Origin of the sequence: Paractinoplanes lichenicola, assembly GCF_016785085.1 — a bacterium.
Classification (GTDB): Bacteria; Actinomycetota; Actinomycetes; order Mycobacteriales; family Micromonosporaceae; genus Actinoplanes; species Actinoplanes lichenicola.
The window spans coordinates 387,580-405,761 of sequence record NZ_JAENHO010000007.1; the positions used below are offsets into that span (position 1 = coordinate 387,580).

Sequence of the window (18,182 nt, forward strand, 5' to 3'; positions counted from 1 at the left end):
TGGCCGGCGTGCGCGGTAGTCGTCTGTGCCGCGCTCATAGCAGATCCTCGGCGGCTCAGGGCGTTGTCCACAGTTGCCGGTTGTCCACAAGCGCCCCCGCGAAGATCAGCCCAGCTCCGTAAAATGGCTGAGGTGGCGGCCCCCGGTGGAGGGCGGGTCCTGTTGGCTAGTTGATCTAGGTAGTAGTTTGCTGGTCATCGAAGCAGACTGGTCAGAGCGTCGCTAAGCAGCAGTATTGAGTGGCGGAGACCGGTGCGTTCGGTGAAGCGATCCGTCCTGACTGCCTTTGCCGGGTCGGCGGGCGAGCTGGTCGCCGCGTCAGGCGGACACCGTTTCCAGCGCGACCACCAGCGATTCCTTGGACGCCGGCAGCAACGGCAGGCGGACGTCCGGGGTGGGGATGCGGCACTGGGCGTGCAGGACGGCCTTGATGACGGCCGGGTTGGGCTCGGCGAACAGGGCCGCCGACAGCCGGGACAGCCGATGCCCCAGGGTGGGCTCCCACGAGCCGACCAGGGTGGCGTACGACTGGGTTTCGATGTGGGCCGAGGCGAGGATCGCGCCGTGGGCGCCCAGGGCCAGCAGCGGGGAGATGACGACGTCGTCGCCGCCCAGGATCGCGAAGTGGGGTGGTGGTGCGGCCATCAGCGCGATCACGTCGGCGTCGATGCTGCCCGTGGCCAGTTTGATGCCGGCGACCCCGTCGATGGCCGCGATCCGGTGCAGGGCGTCGACGGACAGGGGCTGCGCCGTCCGATACGGGACGTGGTAGACGATCAGCGGCACCGGGCTGCGCGCGGCGACCGAGGTCAGGTAGGCGACCACGCCGTCCTCGCCCGGTCGGACGAACGGCGGCACCAGGGTGAGCGCGGCGGTGGCCGAGTCGGGGACCGTGGGGCCGCCCACAATGAGCGAGGCCGAGACCTTTGTGAGCACGTCGAGCACCGATGACCGCTCGGTTTCGGTAAGCGAGGACGGTTCGCCGGTCGTGCCCAGAGCGACCAGCCCCGTCGCGCCGGCGTCGAGCACGTCGTGGGCCAGTTGTTCGAGGGCGGCCAGGTCGACGGAACCGCCGGGCGCGAACGGGGTGATCAACGGGACGTAGAGGCCACTGAGAGTCATGACGGTCACGGTCTCAGCGCGTACGGGTAAGGTCTATTTAATTTTACTGGGCGACCGTTAAGCGATGCTGAAGTATGCCGCGCAGGCCAGGTTGTCGGTGGCGCCCGCCGAACGGGCGGCGGCGATGAGCTGGTCGACGGCCTCCTGAGGATCGCCAGCAAGCGCCGCCTGCAGGGCCGAGCGTGGCACCGTCGTGTGCAAGCCGTCGGAGCAGAACAGATACCGATCGCCGGGCAGCACGGTGCGCAGGGCCAGGTCGGCCTCCACGCCGGAACCCCAGCCCAGAGCCCGTACGAGCAATGCCCGCTCGGGATGCGAGGCGGCGTCGGCCGAGTCCAGCTTGCCCTGGTCGACCTGCCTCTGCACCCACGTGTGATCCTGCGTGAGCAGGGACAACTCGCCGTTGCGGAGCAGGTAGGCCCGCGTGTCGCCGATGTGCACGAGGATCAGCCGGGTCTCGTGCCGCACCAGCGCGGTCAGCGTCGTCACCGCGCCCGACAGGCCCCGAATCGTCCGGTCGGCGGCACCGAGCGCCTCCGCGACGTCGCCGAGGGCGGCGTCGGTCAGACCCCGCAGCGCGTCGATGGCCGCCGCAGCCGCCTGCCCGCCGTACGGGCCACGGGTGCCGTCGGCCACGGCGGCCAGCCCGGCGTCCGCATAAGCCCGGTCCTCGTTGCTGTCGCGGGCGGTGCCGGGGTCGGTGGCCGCCGCGAAACGGAAGTCGTTCATGCTCGTGTCCCTTCCGGACAGGTGCTGAACGAGGTCGGACGTCAACCGGGCCCGGGCCGCCGTGTCCGCGCGGACCCGCTGCCAATAGTCGGTCACAGCGGCCGCCGCCGACTCCGGGGGCAGCGCGCAGATCGACCGGATCTCGGCCAGCGGCATCCCGATCCCGCGCAGCCGCCCCACCAGCCGGGCGTGCGGCAGCTGCGTCTCGTCGTAATACCGGTAGCCCGACTCGGCGTCCACGGCGGCCGGCGTCAGCAGCCCCGACTCGTCATAGAGCCGCAGCGCCTTGGCCGTCAGCCCGGCCGCCCGCGCGAACGCCCCGATGGTCAGCAGCCCCACAGCGACATCCTCCTCGTGCCGGTCACGGCGACCGGCACGACCCACGCTGGGCCTTCCCCCAAGGTCAAGGTCAAGCCCGGTTCCCCGTACGGTCGTGCAGCCGCGCCGCCCGCAAGGTCAGATAGCGCTGCTCCGGCTCGCTGGTCGTTGCCGCGGCGGCCCGCTTGTATTGCTCGGCCGCCCCGGCGTGGTCGCCCGCCAGCTCGAGCAGGTGCGCGCGGGTGGCCGCAACGCGGTGGTGCCCCGGCAGCCGCAGCTCCACGGCGTCGACCAGCGTCAGCCCGGCCGCCGGCCCGTCCACCATGGCGACCGCGATCGCCCGGTTCAGCGCGACCACCGGGCTGTCGGTGACGCGTTCGAGGATCCCGTACAGGGCCTGGATCTGTGGCCAGTCCGTCGCGGCGACCGAGGCGGCCCGGTCGTGCAGCGCCGCGATCGCCGCCTGCAGCTGATATTCGCCGACCTGTCCGCGCCGGAACGCCGCGTCGAGGATCGTCGTGCCCTCCTTGATCAGCTCGTCGTCCCAGCGCGTGCGGTCCTGTTCGGCCAGCGGCACCAGCTCGCCTGATGATCCCGTACGGGCGGGCCGCCGGGCGTCGGTGAGCAGCATCAGGGCCAGCAGGCCGGCCACCTCGGGGTCCTCGGGCAGCCGGGCGAGCACCATCCGGGTGAGCCGGATCGCCTCGGCCGACAGCTCGACCCGGTGCACCGCGTCGCCGCTGCTCGCATAGCCCTCGTTGAAGATCAGGTAGAGGACGCGCAGGGCCGCCTTTGTGAAAGACGAATCGAACGGCATGCCGCGGATGCGTTGCTTGGCCCGGCTGATCCGGCGGGCCATGGCCGGCTCGGACACCAGGAACGCGCGGGCGATCTCGGCCGTGGTCAGGCCGCCCACCGCGCGCAGGGTCAGCGCGATCGCCGCCGCGTCGTCCAGCGCCGGATGGCAGCACAGGAGCAGCACGTCGAGCGTGTCGTCACGGTCGTACGCCGCACCGCCCGGCTCGCGCAGCGCGGCCTGGATCTCGCGCCGCCGCCGGGCCTGATCGCCGCGCACCTGGTCGAGCAGCTTGCGCGACGCCGTCCGGATCAGCCAGCCGCGGGGCTGCTCCGGCACACCGCCGGCCGTCCAGTGGGTGTGCGCGGCGATCAGCGCCTCCTGCACGGCGTCCTCGGCCGCCTCGAAGTCGCCGAACCGGCGCGTGAGCACCCCCACGACCTGCGGCGCGAGCGTCCGGAGCAGGTCGTCGGGGCTCACAGCTCGGGGTGCAGCCGCTCGAAGTCGGCGGCGTCCATCACCCGGCGTACGCCGATGGGCTGCTGCAACGGCACCCCGCCGGGGCCGGGCACGGCCGACACCCGGGCCGCGATCTCGAAGGCCCGCCGCTCGTCGGCGACCTCGACGATCTGGAAGCCGGCCAGGAACTCCTTCGACTCGGGGAACACGCCGTCGGTGACCACGGGCGGGCCGCCGTCGCTGGTGACCTCCTTGGCGAATTCGGGTCCGGTCAGCGCTTGCTGATCGACGAGCTCGCCGCTGTCGAGCAACTCCCGCTGCAGCGCCCCGTAATAGTCCATGTGGGCCTTGATGTCGTCGGGCTTCCACTCGTCCATGGGGGTCGTCACGACACCGGGGCGGTGGTCGACGATCAGGATGTACTTCGGCACGGTCGGCTCCAGTCCTCGTCCGGTCAGTTCACTCTTCGAACGGAGCCGCCCGGCCGATCCGGACAGGATCCGGGTCATTCGTAGTAGAAATCCGCGGCCTCGCCCGTACGGGAAGGCTTTTTGATGCCCGCGGACTGGCCGTGGCCGGTGAACTTGGTGGTCATCTTGACCGTCTCGTCCGCGGTGACCTTGGCGTTGATGACCGTGACCCAGCCGTTGGCGTCGGTGGTCGCGCTGAACTCGGCGTCCGGGCCGAGGATGCTGAACACGATGATGCTGGGCGCGCCCAAAGGCAGGAACTCGTCGGTGTCGGCCGGGTTGGGGTCGAACGTGCCGGCCCACCTGTTCGGCGCGGTCTGGCGCACCGTCTTGATCGCGCCGCTGAACGCGGCCAGCCCGACCGGGTCGGCCAGGCTGACCTTCATGGACTTGAACTTCTTGAGCCTGGCCATGTTCAGGTGCACCCAGCGGCTGTCGCCGGGCTGCTTCTGATAGAGGTCGTTGCCGAGCACGACCGACTGGGTCGTGTGCGGGTTGACGCCGCCGGTGTATTTCAGGCTGGTCTGCAGCTTCTTGCCGGCCCGGTCGAACGCGCCGGTGCCGGTGACCCGGGCCTTGTCGGGCAGGTCGCTGCTCACGCTGAATTTATAGGTGGCGCCGTGGGTCTTGCGCAGGGCAGCCTTGAACGTGTCGATCGCCGCTGTGTCCTTCTCCTCCGTCGTCTCGCCGGCCTTCGGAGTGGCGGTTTCCGGCACACCGGCGCCGGCGGCGCGGAAGCCCACGGTGGGGGCACAGCCGGCCAGCAGGGCGGTGACGACGAGCAGAACCGGTGCGTAGCGCTTCACAATGACCCCCGTTGTGCGGTGCAGCCCGGAAACCCTAAACGATCTCGCGATCCGGTGAGGACCCGTGGACCCCTTCGACCTGCGCTTCTTCTACGACGACTACCCACGGGTGGAGGAGTCGGTGCAGTCCGTGATCGGCGAGAGCCTGCCCACGAACGGCCCCGACCAGCTGTATGACCTGGTCACAGCGATGGAGTTGCCGACCGGTGCGCGGGTGCTCGACGTGGGCTGTGGTGACGGATCCCATACCGTCCGGCTGGGCGCCCGCTTCGACGTGCTCGGCATCGACCCGGTGCCCGCCTTCACCCACCCCGGCCGGTACGCCGTCGGCCTGGCCTCGCGGCTGCCGGTCGCCTCCGCGGTGGCCGACCTCGTGTGGTGCCGTGACGTGCTGGTGCACGAGCCGGACCTCGACGAGGCCTACGCCGAGTTCCGGCGGGTGCTGCGTCCCGGCGGGCGGGCCCTGGTCTATCAGATGTACGCGACCCCGTCGCTGGCGCCGTTCGAGGCGTCCTCGCTGTTCGCGGCCATGGGGGTGGTGCCCGCCAACGCGTCGGTCTCCCGTACGGCGGCGGCGATCGCGGCCGCGGGCCTGCGCGTCGACGAATGCCTGGAACCGGGCAGCCAGTGGGGCGAGCACGCGGGGGAGGCGGTGGCCGGTCGGCACCTGATGCACGCCGCCCGGCTGCTGCGCGCCCCCGCGCTTTACCAGGAACGGCTCGGGCGGGCCACGTACGGGATCGCTTTGGGGGACGCGCTGTGGCACGTGTATCGGATGCTGGGCAAGCTCAGCCCGCGGATCTGGTTGCTCAGCGCCGCATGACCCAGACGGGCAGCGGGTCGGCGATCTCGTTGACGACCCGCCAGCCCGCCTTGCGGTAGAACTCGACGTTGGCCGGCTTGCTGGTCTCGAGGATCGCCGGCAGCCCGTCGGCCTCGGCCCGGTCGAGACCCGCGTGCATGACCGCCTGCGCCCAGCGCCGCCCCGCGAAGTCCGGGTGGGTGCCGAGCACGCCGAGATACCAGAACGGCTCCTTCGGCAGGGCGGCGTGCACGGCCTCGTCGTACGCGCGGACCCGCTTCAGCACGTCCTCGGGGAACTCGCCGGCCAGGTTGTCGTCGGGGTGCTCGACCTGCGGGGGCTCCCACATCGCGGTGGCCGCCCCGTCGTGGATCGTCCAGACGGTGCGCTGGTGCACGCGCTTGTCGAAACAGACGCCGAAGAAGGCCGCCGCGTACCGCGGGTACGTTTCGTCGTCCGGGAACAGGTAGCGCAGCACGGGATCCTGCTCGAACGCGACCACCAGCGCGTCGACGACGGCCTTGCGATCCTCGGGGCGGGCAACAGTGATCACAGAGTCACAGCCTAGACACGTACGGCGGCTAGTTGGGTCGCCTGGGCCACCAGCGTGTCGGCCGAGTCCCACACCTCGACGATCTCGTCCATCCGGCTGGAGGTGATCTCGTTGGACCGCATGGTGAAGCGCAGCGGGCCCGGGGCGGGCAGACGGCGCACGTACGCGGTCAGGCTCAGCGTCGGCGCCCAGCCGGTCAGGCCCAGGGTGAGCGAGATCGGGGGAGCGGGGTCGGTCGCGATCAGCAGGCTCAGCGGATCCCAGTCGGCGCCGTCGGCGAACCGCAGCCAGCCGGCGCTCTGCCCGTCCTGCGAGGGCTGCCCCATGGCGAACCCCAGCACGGCCGGGTCGAGCCGGTGCTCCACCAGGTCGAGCAGGGGGACGGGGAACGGCGAGCCCGGGGCCTCCGCCGGCAGCCGGAAACACTCGTCCTCGGCCGGCAACGCGGGTGGCTTGGCCCGGCCCCACCAGGGCGCCGACGAGTCGAGCACGCCCTGGGTGACCAGCGCCTCCGCGCACGGCTGCCCGTCCTGCTCGAGCCGGGCCCGATATTGCCCCGCGGTGCGACCGGCGCGCAGCAGGTCGACCGTGACCCGGGCCGGGCCGGGCGCCGGCGGGCGCAGGAACGTGGTGGTCATCGACACCAGGTGCGGCAGCTCGGCCTCGGTGGCCACGGCGCGCCCGAGGATCGCCATCAGGTAGCCGCCGTGCAGCTTGTCCCCGATCGCCCAGGCGGCGTCGAGGTCGGCCTCCAGGGCCCCGTCCGCGGCGACCACCGTGGTCGCCTCCTTGAAGGTCTTCATGCGCTTCACGGTGCCTCAGGAGGGCCTGGGAACAAAGCGATTCCGGTTGACGGGTTCGGCACACTTGGCGGCTTTCTCATGCCGGGCGTCCCGATCCGTTCTGTCGTCGGCGCAGCTCACCCCGCCGGCCACTGACTCGGTCCAGGTGCGAAAGCTGCCCCGTACGGCGGGGGAGCAGGGCACCTCGAAGGCGGCCTCAACCGTGAACGGCTGATCGAGCTCGAGTTCGCCCGCCTGCCCGTTCCGAGCGAAGAGCCGGACCTTGGTGAGCTGGACGTCAGTCCGGGGTTCGGACCACTGGACGGTGGTTGGTTCGCAGCCCCCGGGGACGGCCCCTAGACCCTGTTGCTGAGCGCAGCCACCCACGAGCACCAGGGCCACCATGTCCACCGCACCCCACTTGATCATGGCCACAGCTGACGGTTTCTCAAGATCGCCTGTACGGCCACCGCCTCCCCCGCCCACCACGGGAGATGGGGTGAATTTACGCCGCGCGCAAGCCTCGAAAGGCGTTGTCCACGGGCGTTGTTCGTCACCTCGTGTGGCCCGTCGTCTGTGGTAATGCGCCCGGTGCGGGTCCCGTGCCGGGCGAGGACCACGCGGCGACGCTTGACATCGCCGTATGACCCACGTGTGTCACCCCGCAGGTAGGTCACCGCGAACGGTCAGCCAGCGCCGATTGGCAGCCGCGCCTGACTCACCGTAACATCCTATCTTCCTAGGATGCCTTACACGCAGAGATCAAGGACATACAGGAAGAGCGACCCTGCAGGCCGCCCTCACCCCGACTAGAACAAAAGAGCTTGGGTCACGTCGTCTCGGTTGAGGGCGGCCGCGCACCAGGCAAAATGCCCGTCCCGCCCCGTCGGGTCGTAAGCCGTAGCCGTGAAGATCGAGTAGGCGGCCCGATACACGAGCAGCGTCGTGTGGTCGTACCCGAGCCGCGTTTCCATGCGGGCGAGCAGTTCCAGCTCCGTATCGAGAGCCGCCGGCCCGTACATGTCGAAGATCGCCGCCGTAATAGCCGCCTCGAATGCCGGGTCGCCTTCGGTGGTGAGGAAGCCCCAGTCGAGGACGGCCACAGCCCGCCCCAAGACGTTTCCCGCAATCAGGTCGCCATGAATGACCGCCCGGCGGCCGGTGTCGACCTCGTGCAGACGCCGTCGCAGCGCCTCGACCTTCCCGTCAAGGTTCTCGACCGCCGCGTGCAGCACCGGCGTCACTCGGTCGGTCGCGAGCCGCCCCAGGGCATCGGGAAAGTCTTCGCCCGGAGAGAACGGCACTGCCAGCGTCCGGGCAAACGGCAGCGGCCCCGAGTCGGCCAGTTCGGCGACGATGTCGACCATCGTGTCGGGCCCGGCCACGCCGGGTGTGCCGTGCAGCCGCCGTTCGACGGTGACGTATTTCCCGTCCTCCTCGGTGATGTCGAGAATGGCGGGCACGGCGAACGTGAAGTCCTTGGTGCCGAGCTCGTCGTAGAAGCGGGCCAGGCGTTCCAGTTCAGGCCGCCGGGCGTGATGCCATTTCTTGGCGACCCGCTGGTGGTCGATGGCGTGGACGATGCCTTCCATGCCTTGTCCTAGCTCGAGCATGTGCGGCTGACCCCCGTACGGGAAATGGGTTGTCGGGCGCCGGACCGGGAACGGAACATCGACGCCATGCTGCAGAGGGAGATTCTGGATTATTACCTGCGGGGCGGCGAGCGGGATCGGTTGTCGGCCGGGACCGGGCGGCTCGAGTTCTTGCGGACGTGGGATGTGCTGGTGCGGAGTTTGCCGCCGGCGCCCGCGGTCGTGCTTGATGTGGGTGGGGCGACGGGGGTTTATGCGAAGTCGTTGGCGGAGGCGGGTTATCGGGTGACGGTGGTTGATCCGGTGCCGGAGCATGTGGCGGCGGCGGGTTCGCTCGACGGGGTCGAGGCTGTGCTGGGTGATGCGCGGGCGTTGCCGGCGGCGGATGCGAGTGCGGATGTCGTGTTGTTGTTCGGTCCGCTTTATCACTTGCAGGAGCGGGTGGATCGGGTGACGGCGTGGCGGGACGCGGCGCGGGTGGTGCGTCCGGGTGGGTTGGTGGTGGCGGCGACGATCAGCCGGTTCGCGTCGTTGTTCGACGGTTTCGTGAAGGGTTTCTTCCGGGATCCGGCGTTCCGGCCGATCGTGGAGCAGGATTTGGCGCAGGGGCGGCACGAGAATCCGGGTGGGGTGCCGCGGTGGTTCACGAGTGCGTATTTTCATCGGCCGGACGAGACGGTGGGTGAGGTGGCCGAGGCGGGGTTGTCGTTGCGGCGGCTGGTGTCGGTGGAGAGTCCGCTGTGGATGAGCGGGGCGGCGCTCGACGGTTTTCTTCAGGAGCCTGCGCTGCTGCTGGAGATGTTGCGGGAGGTGGAGGAGGAGCCGAGTCTGCTGGGGGCGAGCAGTCATGTGTTGACGGTGGCGGTGCGCTGAAAGTGTCGGGGGGCTGTGGCAAACTCCCGGCCGTGGCTGACGACAAGGGTGGGCTGGAGGCCCGCGCGCTGATCGCTGGTGAGGACGGTGCCTGGTCCGGGTTGCTGTTCGACAATCCGGTGGTGGGGCTGCCTTCGGCGTTGACGTGGACGTGTGTGGTGCCGTTGGCGCCGGTCGAGGGTGAGCCGGTGGTGCTCGATCTGGATTGGTTGCCGCTCGCGGTGTCGGATTGGCGGGCGGTGGCGGGGCTCGAGGTGGTGAGCGACTCGTTCGCGGAGCCGGCGGAGGCTTCGGTGCGGTTCCGTGGTCATTTCCGGTACGACCGGGTGGTGGTGCGGGTGGCCGAGCAGCGGGGTGCGCGGGTGCGGGTGGTGGCCACCCTGTCGGGTGATCTTGACGGATTGGGGCCGGAGGAGTTCACGGTCGAGTCGTGGCTGGTCTTCTCGGGCATCACGGTGCAGCTCAGCGAGGTGTCGTCGGCGGGGGCGGCGCTGGCCCGGCTGGGGGAGTTCGTCGATCCGGCGGGGTTGGTGGAGGTTGCCGATCCGCGGGGCATCGCATTCCGGTTCGCGCCCGGTTAGCGTCTGCGCATGGCGGATGCTTTGGTGATTCCGGGGAGCAGGAACGGCAGTGCCGCGGGTCTGCTGGAGTATGCGGGGGATGTGCCGGCGTTCCGGGGTGCGTCAGTGCACCGTCACGATTGGACGGCGCCGCGGCCGCCGGAGTTGTTCGAGCCGGTGGTGGAGTCGTGGGTGTGTGACGAGGTGCGGCCGGTGCTCGACGGTCTGGCCGGTCAGCCGTTGCTGATCGGCAAGTCGCTGGGCAGTTTCGCGGCGGGGCTGGCGGCGGAGCGCAGTTTGCCGGCGGTGTGGTTGACGCCGATCTTGTCGGTGCCGTGGGTGCCGGCGGCGCTGGAGCGGGCGACGGCGCCGTTTCTGCTGGTGGGTGGCACGGCCGACAAGTTCTGGGATCGGGCGTTGGCGCGGCGGTTGTCGCCTTATGTGGTGGAGGTGCCGGCGGCGGATCATGGGATGTTCGTGCCGGGGCCGTTGACGGACACGATCGCGGTGCTGGCGCGGGTGGTGGTGGCGATCGACGAGTTCCTCGACGAGATCGGCTGGCCGTAATCCGGTTTCGCGGGGGCGGGCCGGGGTTGATACTGGCCGTCGGCATCGGTGCGGCGAAGGGTTGGTTGGTCATGGGTCGGGCTGTGCGGGTCACGGTGCGTGGCAGTTTCGACGGTCTCAGCGCGGAGCAGGTGGCCGCGTTGGTGGCGGTGTCGGCTGAGCACGATTTCATGAACACGCAGTACACGGCCGAGGGTTATCTGGCCTATGACTTGCCGGCGCGGCCGTTCTTCACGTTCCGGTTCGCCGAGGAGGTGGCCGGGGCCGATGAGGTGCCGCAGGCGGCGGTGCGGGCGCAGATCAAGGCCGAGGAGTGGATGGCCGGGCACGGTTATCCGATCAAGAACGTGACGGTGCAGGCGGTCGACATGGCCGAGGTGCCGTTGGGCAAGCGGGGCCGCCGTGAGGCGTCCCGGAACAGCTGATCGAGGCGATATCGAGCATGCGAGCTGCATTCGTGTTTTTGACGACCGACTTCCGTCTTTTGTCGAAGGACCGAATGCATGGCTTTGCTCAACCTCGGAATTGTGGCGCATGTCGACGCCGGTAAGACCAGCCTGACCGAGCGTCTGCTGCTCGCGGCCGGTGTCACCGACACGCTCGGCAGTGTGGATGCCGGTTCCACCCGTACGGATTCTCTCGAGCTGGAACGTCGCCGGGGGATCACCATCAAGTCGGCTGTGGTGTCGTTGCGGTTGCGCGGCATGACGGTCAATCTGATCGATACGCCCGGTCACCCGGATTTCATCGCCGAGGTGGAGCGGGTGCTGGGGGTGCTCGACGACGCGGTGCTGCGGGCACTGGTGGCCGAGCGTGAGCCGCGCCCGCCTCAGGTGCGTGGCCGGGTGCATCCGGTCTATTTCGGGTCGGCGATCACCGGTGCCGGCGTCGACGACCTGATCTCCGGGATCACCGCGCTGCGGCCGGCGCCGGAGACCCGCGACGGGGGCACGGTTTTCAAGGTGGAGCGCGGGCCGGGTGGGGAGAGGCTGGCGTATGTGCGGATGTTCGCCGGTGAGCTGCGGGTGCGTGACGTCGTGGCCGGGGAGCGGGTGACCGGGGTCGAGGTGTTCGACGGTGGTGGCACGGTGGTCCGGCCGGTGCTGCGGGCGGGTGAGATCGGCCGGGTGCGCGGGCTTTCCAAGATCAAAATTGGTGACGGCGTACGGGGTGGGAAGGCGCACCAGGCGCAGTTCGCCCCGCCCAGCCTGGAGACCGCGGTGGTCGCGGCCCGGCCGCAGCAGCGCGGGGCGTTGCATGCCGCGCTCACGGAGCTGGCCGAGCAGGATCCGCTGATCGCGTTGCGTCAGGACGAGGCCCGTCACGAGCTGCACGTGTCGCTCTACGGCGAGGTGCAGAAGGAGGTCATCCAGGCGACGCTGGCCGAGCAGTACGGGCTCGAGGTGGTGTTCCGGCCGACGGTCACGGTGTGTGTGGAACGCCCGGCCGGGTGCGGGGAGGCGTTCGAGGTGATCGGGGTGGCGCCGAACCCGTTCCTGGCCACGGTGGGTCTGCGGGTGGAGCCGGGTGCGGGCACGTTCGGTCTCGGGGTGGAGCCGGGGTCGATGCCGGCGGCGTTCTTCAAGGCGGTCGAGGAGACCGTGCACGAGACGTTGCGGCAGGGTTTGCGGGGCTGGCCGGTGACGGGTTATCACGTGACGCTGACCCGGTCCGGTTACTGGGCTCGGCAGAGTCACGCTCACGCGGTGTTCGACAAGAGCATGTCCAGCACGGCCGGTGACTTCCGCAGCCTCACCCCGCTGGTGCTGATGGCGGCGTTGCGGGCGGCGGGGACGTCGGTGCTGGAGCCGGTGCACGCGTTCCGGGCCGAGCTGCCCGCCGACACGCTGCCGCAGGTGCTGCCGGTGCTGGCCCGGCTGGGCGGGATCCCGCTGAACACGACCCCGCCGCTGCTGGAGGGTCACCTGCCGGCGGGCAGCGTCCACGACTTCCAGCGGCGGCTGCCCGGCCTGACCCGCGGTGAGGGTGTGCTGGAGAGCGCGTTCGACCATTACGAGCCCGTACGGGGTGGTCCGCTCCCGACGCGGGCACGCACCGACCACAATCCGCTGGACCGCAAGGAGTATCTGCTGCGGGTGGTCAGGCGTACCGGCGGGTGAGGGCCCGCCGCCCTACAGGTGATACTCCCAGCCTTCACGCCAGGCGAAGTCGGCGGTCAGCAGCTGTTCGAGGGGGACGCCGTCGAGGAAGTGGTCCAGTGCCCAGCGGGTCGCGACGTGACCGATGACCAGGATGCGCCGGCCCTGCCACCGGGCCGGGACGTCGGTCAGGAACCGCCCGGCCCGCTCGACCGCCTGCCGCCAGCTCTCCCCGCCCGGGTACGGCTCGTCGAGATGCCGCTCGCGGTGCGTGTGCAGTTCGGCGGCCGGCATGCCGTTGGCCGAGCCGTAGTCGCATTCGCGGAGCCGCCAGTCGTGCAGGACGGGGATGTCGTGGCCGGTGAACGCGATCTCGGCGGTCTCGGCGGCTCGCCGCAGGTCCGACGTGAACACCGCGGTGATCCCGTTGTCGCGCCGCCGCCGGCCGAGCTCGGCCGCGAGGTGCCGTCCCCGCTCGGACAGCCGGCCGTGCCGCCAGCCTGTGGCGATGCCACGATCGTTGTCCTCGCTCCACGAATGCGTCTCGAAAACGATCGTGGTCGGCATCGGGTCAGCCTAGCCCGATGCCCCCGGTCGCGGCTGAAGCGACCGGGGGCATCGGGGTGGTACGGCTAGCAGTTGTAGCGGCGGTACCCCACGAGCAGCTGCGGGGCGTAGTTGTACTTCAGTTCCAAGCACTGCTTGGCGCTGCGGGCCGAGCGGAACGTGTTGTAGAAGCCGGTGATGTAGCCGGCCGCCGCGCCCTTGCAGGCCGACTTGTAGATCGGGTTGGGGATGAGGTTGCAGGCGTAGTCGGCGAACCCGACCGCGCCCGCGGTGAAGGCCCAGGCCGGCATGCGCTGGATCTCGGCCTTGCTGAACCGGACGTAGACGAACAGGCCGAACGAGATGCTCGGGTCGGCGACCACGGGGTACGCGGTGGCCTTGCCGTGCGCGACGGTCTGCACGATCGTGTCGCCCTCGAGCCGGTACGAGGTGGGCACCGCCGCGCCGGTGGCGTCGGTCGCCCACGGGGCCGCGACCTTGCCGTAGACGAGGGTGCCGTCGGTGATGTCGAGGGACCCGTCGGGGTTCGCGGCCAGGTGGGTGCGGGCGGGCAGGGTCAACGGGAACCGGTATTCGGCGGGCGCGCTGCTGTCGGCGATGGTGACCAGGGCCCGTACGGCTCCGTCGGTCAGGGTCTGCACGGCCACGTCGGCCGCCGACCGGCTGTTCGCGTAGACGACCGTGCCGGTGCCGGTCTGCTGGGCCCGGCCCGCGCTGCCCCCAGCCGGCAGCGCCAACCCGACCTGAGCGCCGCCCGCGGTGATGGTGACCGGACGGTTCGCCGCCCGGGGCACCTGCACCTGCGTCGCGCCCACCGTGCTGCTGAACGACTCGGCGGTGGCGGTCAGCGTCTTCTCGGCGCCGGCCTGGGCCGTGGTGGCCCGGTCGATCGCCGTGCCGACCCGCGCGGCGTCGTTGCCGGCGGCGCCGGCCGCGGACGGTGCGGCGAACGCGGCCAGCATGGTGGCGGACAGCAGCGCGACCATCGTGGCCGCCCGCGCACCTGGCTGAACGAGTTTCCTCATCCTGAGATCCCTTCGTCGATCATCCCGCATGTCGGGGTTGCGACGACTGTCGATCACCGTCCGGCCCGTCCGGCGGAATCCGGATGGTCTCGGACGGTCCTATACGCGGCTTCCCAGCCTGTTGTCAAAACGTTCATCTTCGATGGCTAGTCTCGACGCGTGCCCCGTGCGTTGAAGCCCGTCGATGCCTTTGCCGTGTTGCCGGATCCGGGGGAGGCGGGCACGCTCGACGCGCTCGTCGAACGGCTGCGCTCGCTGAAGGTGTGGGCCGGCGACCCGTCGTACGAGACCATCACCGCCCGGCTCAACCAGGCATGGGCCGCGGCGGGCCGCCCGCCCGGCGAGCTGGCCCGCAAGAACACGGTGGCCGACTGTTTCCAGCTGGGCCGGCGCCGGTTGAACGCCGACCTCGTCGTCGCCGTCGTCGAGGTGCTGCACCCCGGCGCCGACTACGCGCAGCAGTGGCGGCAGGCGTTGCGGGTGATCGGCGGCGAGACCCAGGCCGCGTCGCAGGTCCGCGTGCAGGGCCGGCTGCCCGGCGATCTTGCCTCGTTCACCGGCCGCACCGCCGAGCTCGACCGGATCGTCCGGGCCGCCGAACAGGCGGGGCCCGCCGTGGTGACGATCGAGGGCATGGCCGGGGTGGGCAAGACCCAGCTCGCCGTGCACGCCGGGCATCTGCTCGCCGGCCGCGAGCCGTTCGACACGGTGCTCTACGTCGACCTGCGCGGTTTCCACCCCGACCCGGCCCTGCCCCCGGCCGACCCCGGCGCCACCCTCGAAGGGTTCCTGCGCCAGCTCGGCGTGCCCGGTCAGAGCATCCCGTACGACGTACCGGCCCGTTCCGCGCTCCTGCGGGAACGGCTCGCCACCGCCCGTACGCTCGTGGTGCTGGACAACGCCGCCGACGCCGCCCAGGTCCTCCCGCTGCTGCCGCACGCGCCGGGCAGCCTGACCGTGGTCACCAGCCGCCGCGGCCTGACCGATCTGCCCGGCGCGGAGCACATCGTGGTCGACGTGTTCGGCGCCGGCGACGCGCTCGACCTGCTCGCCCGTACGGCCGCGAGCACCCCGGCCGGTCCCGACCCGTCGGCCGCGGCCCGGATCGCCGCCCGCTGCGGCTACCTGCCCCTGGCCCTGGAACTGGTGGCCGGGCACATCCGTGCCAAGCCGACGTGGACGCTGACCGACCACGCCGACCGGCTCGACGAACGGCACCGCGACCGCCGGCTCGACAGCGGCGTGGAGATCACCCTCGACCTGTCCTACAAGCACCTGCCCGCCGACCGGCAACGGGCGCTGCGCCTGTTCGCCCTGCACCCCGGGCCCGACCTGGACGCGTACGCGGTCTCGGCGCTCACCGGCAACGACCTGGACGGCGCGGCCGACCTGCTCGACCAGCTGCACCGCGACCACCTGCTGCAGCAACCCGGCCCGGCCCGCTACACCCTGCACGACCTCGTCCGGGCCCACGCCATCAGCCGGGCCGTCGACGAGGACCCGCCACCGGAACGCCGGGCCGCGCTGACCCGCCTGTTCGACCACTACCTGGCGACCGCGGCCGTCGCGATGGACACCCTGTTCCGCGCCGAGGCGGCCCGCCGGCCCCGGGTCGCGGCGCCGTTCGTGGCGAACCCGGCACTGGCGGAGCCCGCCGCGGCGAGCGCGTGGCTCGACAGCGAACTCCCGGCGCTGCTGGCCGTGGCCGGGTACGCCGCCGAACACGGCTGGCCGTCGCACACGACTCGGCTGTCGGGCATCCTGTATCGCTACCTCAACGGCGGCTACCCGTTCGCCGCGCTGACCCTGCACGAGCAGGCGTGCCAGAGCGCCGAGCGTACGGGGGACGTGGCCGCCCACGCCGGCGCGCGGCTCGGCCTCGGCGTCGCCCACCTGCAGCTGGGCCGGCCCGGCCCGGCCGCCGAGCAGCTACGCCGGGCCGGCGAGCTCTACCAGCAGGCCGGCGACCCGGCCGGGCAGGCCCGCGCGCTGGCCAACCTGGGCATCATCGACCAGCGGCAGGGCCGCTACCCGCAGGCCGCCCAGCACGTCCGGCAGGCCTTCGAGCTCTACCGGCAGGCCGACGACGCGTTCGGGGAAGCCGCGTCGCTGCTCACCCTGGGCGTGGTCGACCAATACCTGGACCGGCCCGGCCCCGCCGCCGAGAGCCTGCGGCAGGCCCTGGCCCTGTTCCGCCGCCTCGGCTACCCCGTCGGGCAGGCCGCCGCACTCAACAGCCTCGGCGACGTCGAAGGGCGGACCGACCACGTCGAACTCGCCCTGAAGCTGTACCGCGACCTCGGCAACCGCACCGGCGAGGCGTCGTCGCTGGACAGCCTGGGCAGCCTGCACACCCGGCTGGGCGACCCCGGACACGCCATCACGCTGCATCGGCAATCCCTGCAGATCCTCGACGACATCGGCGAACGGCACGGCGAAGCCGACGCCTGCAACGGGCTCGGCGAGGCCACCCGCGCCGCCGGCCGCCCCGGCGAGGCCGTCGAGCACCACACGACCGCCCTGACCACCGCCGTCGCCCTGGGCCAACGCGACCAGCAGGCCCGCGCCCACGCCGGCCTCGGCCACGCCCACCACGACCTCGGCGACGAGCAGGCCGCCGAGGAACACCTCACCACCGCGGCCCAGCTGTATGCGGACCTGGGCATGCCGAAGGCCTACCTGGACAGCAAGATGCGCCGCCGCTGAACCTCCACTTCCGCGACCCGTACGGTCATCGGCCGCCCGGGCGCAGCAGCCCGGCAATCCACGGCTCGAGCACGGCTAGCAGATCCACCACGGGCCGCACCCTACAAGGACCACACCTTCCCCGTACGCGACCACATCCGCCCCGCCGCGGTGTGCTCACACATCGCCGAAGCCGAACCCCGCGCCGCGTTCTCTCAGCCGACACCCCATAGGTAAGTGAGTACTCACAAGCCGCAGCCCGAGGCCTACGCCGCTCCCGCTCAACCGACGCGTCATAGCTGAGTGAGTACTCACAAACCGCAGACCCTGGCCCACGCCGCTCCCCGCTCAGCCGGCGGGACACAGCTAAGTGAGTACTCACATACCAGGTTGGACGGCTGCGAGCCCGGCGCCGGCCGCGGCCTGATGCCCCGAGCCGCTTCCTCCTGTGGCCGACCTCCCAGTGTTGAGTGAGTACTTACAAACCCAGGTTGGATGAGCAATAGCCCGCGCGGCCGGCGCCTCCGCAGAGCTGAAGTGAGTACTCACAAACTTCTTGCGCGGCAGGCCAGCCGCTTATCCGCCATTCCCGTGCGGAGGACGCCATCCCGTAATTACTGGATTATTAATACCGGCAATCCACTAATGTCCGATCAGGCTCGAACGCGGCTACATCATAATCACTGCTATGGTGCATCTAGGCGATGGCTAGATCGAAAGCCAGTCATAGCAGCTCGAAAATGCCAGTGGGTGAGACCACCGTCCGCGCGGCGCCCTCCGGGATGTGGATCTCGTAGCCGTCGATGAGAACCGTGACGGCGCCGCGGAATCGGACGGTCTGCGCGGGGCGTCCCGGCTGCTGCGAGTCGAGGATGCGCAGGCGGGTCAGCGCCGCCCGGCGGCTCGGGGGCGCCGTCTGAAAGCGGCTCACGTAGTCCGCCGCCGCGTGCAGGACCTCCGGGGAGTCGCGGGCGTGTCCGATCAGGGCGTTGCAGGCGGCACGCAGCAGGCCCCGCACCTGGCCCGCGGTGTGGCAGTGGTCGACCACCAGGCGGAACGCTTCCGTGGCGGGGCTGCCGTCGGCGCGGGGACGGCCCACGGCCACCACCTTGAGGTCGCTCTCGTGGACGCGGCAGACGGCACACCGATAATCCTGGGCGGTCCGCAGGGCGTCGTACTCTGCCGGCGTGAGGCCGTACTTCTGGCGCAGGTTGTCGGCCCGCCGCCCGTCCGCGCCCAGGCCGTCGCGGCGGCGGCGATTGGTCAGGCGGCTGCGCTCCCGGCACACCCCGCACGACTGGGTGGCCCGGCCCGCGGCGGACACGAACTGCTCGGGTGTTCTGTCATGGCCGCAGCGCGGGCATCTCATCGGGTCAC

At 70.8% G+C, this 18,182-nt stretch carries 18 protein-coding genes; 7 read left to right on the forward strand and 11 right to left on the reverse strand.

Features of this window, described 5'->3' with window-relative positions:
* Positions 1–318: 318 nt before the first annotated feature.
* From JKJ07_RS26125 to JKJ07_RS26145, 5 genes are all read right to left on the reverse strand, one after another.
* Entirely contained in the window at positions 319–1,122 is an 804-nt protein-coding gene (locus tag JKJ07_RS26125; protein WP_202994401.1) for a dihydrodipicolinate synthase family protein, read from the reverse strand.
* Positions 1,123–1,179: 57 nt separating this feature from the next.
* Positions 1,180–2,190 (reverse strand): MerR family transcriptional regulator, encoded by a 1,011-nt coding sequence (locus tag JKJ07_RS26130; protein ID WP_202994402.1) that lies wholly within the window; start codon positions 2,188–2,190, stop codon positions 1,180–1,182.
* Between the two features lie 70 nt (positions 2,191–2,260).
* On the reverse strand, positions 2,261–3,445 hold the full coding sequence (locus JKJ07_RS26135; RefSeq protein WP_202994403.1) for an RNA polymerase sigma factor: 1,185 nt from the start codon (positions 3,443–3,445) through the stop codon (positions 2,261–2,263).
* Positions 3,442–3,855, reverse strand: coding sequence for a YciI family protein (locus JKJ07_RS26140; RefSeq protein WP_202994404.1), 414 nt, complete (start codon positions 3,853–3,855; stop codon positions 3,442–3,444). The genes JKJ07_RS26135 and JKJ07_RS26140 overlap by 4 nt, the downstream gene beginning before the upstream one ends.
* Before the next feature lie 74 nt (positions 3,856–3,929).
* The gene (locus JKJ07_RS26145) at positions 3,930–4,700 is read right to left on the reverse strand and encodes a hypothetical protein (RefSeq protein ID WP_202994405.1); all 771 of its coding nucleotides are present in this window, start codon (positions 4,698–4,700) and stop codon (positions 3,930–3,932) included.
* Positions 4,701–4,764: 64 nt separating this feature from the next.
* Between JKJ07_RS26145 and JKJ07_RS26150 the strand changes: the two genes are divergently transcribed.
* The gene (locus JKJ07_RS26150) at positions 4,765–5,523 is read left to right on the forward strand and encodes a class I SAM-dependent methyltransferase (protein WP_202994406.1); all 759 of its coding nucleotides are present in this window, start codon (positions 4,765–4,767) and stop codon (positions 5,521–5,523) included.
* On the opposite strand, the gene JKJ07_RS26155 is transcribed toward JKJ07_RS26150, so the two are convergent.
* The 3 genes from JKJ07_RS26155 to JKJ07_RS26165 all read right to left on the reverse strand — a co-directional run bounded on the left by JKJ07_RS26155 (position 5,510) and on the right by JKJ07_RS26165 (position 8,429).
* Positions 5,510–6,055 carry a GNAT family N-acetyltransferase gene (locus JKJ07_RS26155; protein WP_202994407.1) on the reverse strand — a complete coding sequence of 182 codons (546 nt, stop codon included), beginning with the start codon at positions 6,053–6,055 and terminating at the stop codon, positions 5,510–5,512. The genes JKJ07_RS26150 and JKJ07_RS26155 overlap by 14 nt on opposite strands.
* Before the next feature lie 11 nt (positions 6,056–6,066).
* Positions 6,067–6,858: a thioesterase family protein gene (locus tag JKJ07_RS26160; protein WP_202994408.1), complete on the reverse strand. Its 792-nt coding sequence runs from the start codon at positions 6,856–6,858 to the stop codon at positions 6,067–6,069.
* 788 nt (positions 6,859–7,646) lie between these two features.
* Complete coding sequence (locus tag JKJ07_RS26165; RefSeq protein ID WP_202994409.1) at positions 7,647–8,429, reverse strand: phosphotransferase family protein; 783 nt, start codon at positions 8,427–8,429, stop codon at positions 7,647–7,649.
* A gap of 87 nt (positions 8,430–8,516) precedes the next feature.
* Between JKJ07_RS26165 and JKJ07_RS26170 the strand changes: the two genes are divergently transcribed.
* The 5 genes from JKJ07_RS26170 (at position 8,517) to JKJ07_RS26190 (ending at position 12,549) form a co-directional block, all read left to right on the forward strand.
* On the forward strand, positions 8,517–9,302 hold the full coding sequence (locus tag JKJ07_RS26170; RefSeq protein WP_202994410.1) for a class I SAM-dependent methyltransferase: 786 nt from the start codon (positions 8,517–8,519) through the stop codon (positions 9,300–9,302).
* Between the two features lie 32 nt (positions 9,303–9,334).
* Positions 9,335–9,883 carry a hypothetical protein gene (locus JKJ07_RS26175; RefSeq protein WP_202994411.1) on the forward strand — a complete coding sequence of 183 codons (549 nt, stop codon included), beginning with the start codon at positions 9,335–9,337 and terminating at the stop codon, positions 9,881–9,883.
* 192 nt (positions 9,884–10,075) lie between these two features.
* The gene (locus JKJ07_RS50135) at positions 10,076–10,429 is read left to right on the forward strand and encodes an alpha/beta fold hydrolase (RefSeq protein WP_307834412.1); all 354 of its coding nucleotides are present in this window, start codon (positions 10,076–10,078) and stop codon (positions 10,427–10,429) included.
* A gap of 71 nt (positions 10,430–10,500) precedes the next feature.
* Positions 10,501–10,854 (forward strand): DUF6204 family protein, encoded by a 354-nt coding sequence (locus JKJ07_RS26185; RefSeq protein ID WP_202994413.1) that lies wholly within the window; start codon positions 10,501–10,503, stop codon positions 10,852–10,854.
* A 78-nt stretch (positions 10,855–10,932) separates the two neighbouring features.
* Positions 10,933–12,549 (forward strand): GTP-binding protein, encoded by a 1,617-nt coding sequence (locus JKJ07_RS26190; RefSeq protein WP_202994414.1) that lies wholly within the window; start codon positions 10,933–10,935, stop codon positions 12,547–12,549.
* Between the two features lie 12 nt (positions 12,550–12,561).
* On the opposite strand, the gene JKJ07_RS26195 is transcribed toward JKJ07_RS26190, so the two are convergent.
* Positions 12,562–13,095 (reverse strand): histidine phosphatase family protein, encoded by a 534-nt coding sequence (locus JKJ07_RS26195; protein ID WP_202994415.1) that lies wholly within the window; start codon positions 13,093–13,095, stop codon positions 12,562–12,564.
* A 65-nt stretch (positions 13,096–13,160) separates the two neighbouring features.
* Positions 13,161–14,120, reverse strand: a complete 960-nt coding sequence (locus tag JKJ07_RS26200) for a hypothetical protein (protein ID WP_202994416.1) — start codon at positions 14,118–14,120, stop codon at positions 13,161–13,163.
* Between the two features lie 159 nt (positions 14,121–14,279).
* On the opposite strand from JKJ07_RS26200, the gene JKJ07_RS26205 reads away from it, so the two are divergent.
* Positions 14,280–16,826, forward strand: coding sequence for an ATP-binding protein (locus JKJ07_RS26205; RefSeq protein ID WP_202994417.1), 2,547 nt, complete (start codon positions 14,280–14,282; stop codon positions 16,824–16,826).
* 703 nt (positions 16,827–17,529) lie between these two features.
* On the opposite strand, the gene JKJ07_RS26210 is transcribed toward JKJ07_RS26205, so the two are convergent.
* Positions 17,530–18,174 (reverse strand): endonuclease VII domain-containing protein, encoded by a 645-nt coding sequence (locus JKJ07_RS26210; protein WP_202994418.1) that lies wholly within the window; start codon positions 18,172–18,174, stop codon positions 17,530–17,532.
* Between the last annotated feature and the right edge of the window lie 8 nt (positions 18,175–18,182).

What these genes read in the sequence shown, in the direction of transcription:
- JKJ07_RS26160 (WP_202994408.1), bottom strand. Translation starts at nt 6,858, where the DNA reads ATGAAGACCTTCAAGGAGGCGACCACGGTGGTCGCCGCGGACGGGGCC.
- JKJ07_RS26195 (WP_202994415.1), bottom strand. Translation starts at nt 13,095, where the DNA reads ATGCCGACCACGATCGTTTTCGAGACGCATTCGTGGAGCGAGGACAAC.
- JKJ07_RS26190 (WP_202994414.1), top strand. Translation starts at nt 10,933, where the DNA reads ATGGCTTTGCTCAACCTCGGAATTGTGGCGCATGTCGACGCCGGTAAG.
- JKJ07_RS26170 (WP_202994410.1), top strand. Translation starts at nt 8,517, where the DNA reads ATGCTGCAGAGGGAGATTCTGGATTATTACCTGCGGGGCGGCGAGCGG.
- JKJ07_RS26185 (WP_202994413.1), top strand. Translation starts at nt 10,501, where the DNA reads ATGGGTCGGGCTGTGCGGGTCACGGTGCGTGGCAGTTTCGACGGTCTC.
- JKJ07_RS26200 (WP_202994416.1), bottom strand. Translation starts at nt 14,120, where the DNA reads ATGAGGAAACTCGTTCAGCCAGGTGCGCGGGCGGCCACGATGGTCGCG.
- JKJ07_RS26165 (WP_202994409.1), bottom strand. Translation starts at nt 8,429, where the DNA reads ATGGAAGGCATCGTCCACGCCATCGACCACCAGCGGGTCGCCAAGAAA.
- JKJ07_RS26125 (WP_202994401.1), bottom strand. Translation starts at nt 1,122, where the DNA reads ATGACTCTCAGTGGCCTCTACGTCCCGTTGATCACCCCGTTCGCGCCC.
- JKJ07_RS26210 (WP_202994418.1), bottom strand. Translation starts at nt 18,174, where the DNA reads ATGAGATGCCCGCGCTGCGGCCATGACAGAACACCCGAGCAGTTCGTG.